Origin of the sequence: Streptomyces xanthophaeus (assembly GCF_000725805.1) — a bacterium.
GTDB classification, from domain to species: Bacteria; Actinomycetota; Actinomycetes; order Streptomycetales; family Streptomycetaceae; genus Streptomyces; species Streptomyces xanthophaeus.
This window is the reverse complement of the sequence record NZ_JOFT01000082.1, coordinates 1-2,204: the sequence shown is the minus strand read 5'-3', so window position 1 is coordinate 2,204 and position 2,204 is coordinate 1. Positions and strand designations below refer to the sequence as shown.

At 72.8% G+C, this 2,204-nt stretch carries 1 protein-coding gene and 2 pseudogenes; all 3 read right to left on the bottom strand.

From position 1 onward, the window contains the following. Positions 1-231: pseudogene (locus IO30_RS48205) on the bottom strand (AMP-binding protein); the annotation flags it as partial. 196 nt (positions 232-427) lie between these two features. Continuing rightward, positions 428-1,648 (bottom strand): annotated as a pseudogene (locus IO30_RS41020) (condensation domain-containing protein); the annotation flags it as partial. Beyond that, on the bottom strand, positions 1,548-2,204 hold a 657-nt coding region (locus IO30_RS42280; RefSeq protein ID WP_157853400.1), incomplete at its 5' end, for an AMP-binding enzyme. The gene IO30_RS42280 and the pseudogene IO30_RS41020, both read right to left, overlap by 101 nt.

The following is a 2,204-nucleotide window of genomic DNA, read 5'->3' as shown; positions in this document are numbered from 1 at the left end:
GAGGGTGGAGACGAGGTTGCGGTGGGAGGAGAGGATGCCTTTGGGGCGTCCGGTGGAGCCGGAGGTGAACATCACGCAGGCCACGTCCGACGGCGACAGGGCCACGTCGAGGTCGAAGTCGTCCTGGCTGTCGATGAGTTCCCGGTCGGTGTCGGTGAGGACGGTGGTCCGGGGGCCGCCTACGCGCCGGTGGTGGCGGGTGTCGGTGACGAGGGTGTGGAGGTCGGCGTCGCGGGCGGTGCCGGTGAGGCGTTCGTCGGGGAACTCGGGGTCCCAGGGCGTCGGGGCGCAGGCGGGCCTGTTCCTCGAACAGGCCGGTCAGCACTCCTTCGCCGATGTCGGTGCGGCTGCCCGTCCACTCCTCCAGCACCTGCCGGCGCTCGGCCTCCCCCAGCAGCTCCACCTGCGACAACGGCAGCTCCGGCCGCGCGGACACCTGCTCCAGGGTGCGCCGCAGCATGGCGACCATCCGCTCGACGGTGGCCCGCTCGTACAGGTCGCAGCTGTAGAGCACCGCACCCGTCAGACCCGCGCCCTCCTCGGCGCGCAGGAGGAACTCCAGGTCGAACTTCACCGCCCCCGTCGCCAGCGGCTCGGCCGCTCCCGCCCGTACGCCCGGCAGCTCCGGCACCACAGCCGGGCCGGACTCCAGGGCCAGGCAGACCTGGAACAGCGGGTGCCGGGCCAGTGAGCGCACCGGGTTCACGGCCTCCAGCACCAGGTCGAAGGGGGCCTCCTGATGGGCGAAGGCGTCCAGGTCGGCGGTGCGCACCCGGCCGAGCAGCTCACGGAAGGTCGGGTTCCCGGAGGTGTCCGTACGCAGCACGAGCGTGTTCACGAAGAAGCCCACGAGATCGGCGAGCGCCTCGTCGGAGCGCCCGGCCACCGGCGAGCCGAGCGGGATGTCCGTCCCCGCCCCCAGCCGGGTCAGCATCCCGGCGAGCGCCGCTTGGAGCACCATGAACGGCGTGCACCGCTCGGCGCGCGCCAGCTCCAGCACCCGCTTGTGCAGATCGGCGCCGAAGTCCACCGCGACGGCCCCGCCCCGCTGGCCGGCCACGGGCGGGCGGGGACGGTCGTGGATCAGCCCGAGCTCCTCCGGCAGACCGGCCAACGCCGTCTTCCAGTAGGAGAGGTGCCCGTCCAGGGCGCTCCCCGACAGCGCCGCGCGCTGCCACATGGCGTAGTCCGCGTAGTCGACGGGCAGGGGGGCCGGGTCGGGGGCGTCCCCGGCGAGCCGGGCGGCGTAGGCGGCGGACAGGTCCGCGAAGAGCGGGCGCAGGGACAGCCCGTCGGTGGCGATGTGGTGCAGGAGCACCAGGAGGACGTACGCGCTCTCACCGGTCCGCAGCAGGGTGACCCGCAGCGGTGCTTCGGCGCCGAGGTCGAAGGAGTGCCGGGCGGCCTCGAACAGGGCCTCGTCGAGCACCTCGGGGGAGACCTCCCGCAGCTCGAAGAAGGGCGGGGCCGGCGGCTCCACGAGCTGGTACGGATCCTCGTCGGCCGTCGTGAAGCGCGTGCGCAGGGGCTCGTGACGGGCGACGACATCACCGAAGGCGGCGCGCAGCGCATCGACGTCCAGCTCGCCGTCGAGCCGCACCGCCATCGGAACGTTGTACGCCGCGCCCTCGCCCCCGAGTCCGGCCACCAGCCACAGGCGTTGCTGGGCGAAGGACAGCGGCAGCCGCTCCGGCCGGGGCTCGGCCCGGGTGAGCGGGGGCAGCGGTGAGGGTGACGCCGAGGGTGGTGGTGATGCGGTGGGTGAGGCGGGCGGCGAGGAGGGAGTGGCCGCCGTGGTCGAAGAAGCTGTCGTCGATCGACAGCGGTGCGGGGGCGTTCAGGACCTCGGTGACCAGGGTCCGGACGATCTCCTCCAGCTCCGTGCGCGGCTGGCGTCCACCCGTGCTCAGCGGGAGTTCGACGGCCGGCAGGGCCCTCTTGTCGATCTTGCCGTTGGGGGTCAGCGGCAGCCGGTCGAGGACGGCGAACTGCTCCGGGACCATGTGCTCGGGCAGCCGCTCGCGCAGCCAGGTCTTCAGGGAGGCGTTGGTCGGGGAGGTCCCCGGGACGGCGGTGACGTAGGCGATCAGGTGGGTGGTGTGGACGAGGGTGGCTTGGGTGAGGTGGGGGTGGGTGGTGAGGACGGTTTCGATTTCGGTGGGTTCGATGCGGAAGCCGCGGATCTTGATCTGGGTGTCGGTGCG